We start from the raw sequence: 247 nt of genomic DNA, 5'->3' as shown, positions 1-247 counted from the left end.
ACGAGCAGAAAATCCAGTTACGGGTTGTTTTAGTGTGATGCCAATAACGTTAGAAGTTAATCCAAGTCCAGTTGCACCAATTGATTTGGATGATATCGAAGTATGTGATACCAATGCCAATAACCAGAATGGTCAAATGACAGTGGATTTAACCATAAGAACAGCAGCAGTCTTGTCCCAACAACCGCTACCAGCGAGTAGTTATACCGTAACATATTATACCAGTCAACTACAGGCAGAGCAAGGC

At 41.7% G+C, this 247-nt stretch carries 1 protein-coding gene; it reads left to right on the top strand.

The features are described from left to right. Positions 1-247, top strand: a 247-nt coding sequence (locus tag IAI56_RS16040; RefSeq protein ID WP_187658803.1) for a hypothetical protein, incomplete at both ends; no start/stop codon positions are given.

The sequence above is a fragment of the Flavobacterium macrobrachii genome (genome assembly GCF_014486675.1).
In the GTDB taxonomy this organism is placed as follows: Bacteria; Bacteroidota; Bacteroidia; order Flavobacteriales; family Flavobacteriaceae; genus Flavobacterium; species Flavobacterium macrobrachii.
Note: the sequence above shows the minus strand (reverse complement) of the source record. Positions and strands in the feature narration are given on the sequence as shown.